1 protein-coding gene and 1 pseudogene are annotated in these 411 nt (G+C 61.6%); both read left to right on the top strand.

The genetic code is table 11. The features are described 5' to 3' along the window. Positions 1-213: hypothetical protein (locus KDL01_RS47330; RefSeq protein WP_212534338.1), on the top strand; the 213-nt coding region annotated here is incomplete at its 5' end. A gap of 31 nt (positions 214-244) precedes the next feature. Continuing rightward, positions 245-411, top strand: a pseudogene (locus KDL01_RS47325) (MFS transporter); the annotation flags it as partial.

Below are 411 nucleotides of genomic sequence, written 5' to 3'. Positions count from 1 at the left end.
GTCAAGACGCGGTTCGGATTCCACGTTGTGCGCATCGAGCATCGCGTGGCGGGCGACACCGTGCCGTTCGATGCGGTCGAGGCCGAGATTGCTCAATACCTTGAAGCGCGCGTCAGACACAAGGCCACGCAGCAATACGTGTCGATACTGGCTTCGCAGGCGCAAGTCGAAGGTGTGGATCTTGGGGCCGCCAACGGACCCCTGGTTCAATAGGTCGGCAACGCACAGAGGAAGGGGAGCCAGCATGCGAGCACCAGGCGCAACGAACAATCAGGCCGGCGCCCCGGCCATTTCGGCCCAAGCGTGGTCAGTGCTGCTGGCAAGCACGCTCGCGTTCATGGTCTGCTTTGTGGTGTGGATGATGTTTGGCGTGATCGGCGTCCAGTTGCGCGAAGATCTGAAGCTGAACGG

This window comes from Actinospica durhamensis, from assembly GCF_018139695.1.
Classification (GTDB): domain Bacteria; phylum Actinomycetota; class Actinomycetes; order Streptomycetales; family Catenulisporaceae; genus Actinospica; species Actinospica durhamensis.
This window is presented reverse-complemented; position numbering and strand designations above follow the sequence as displayed.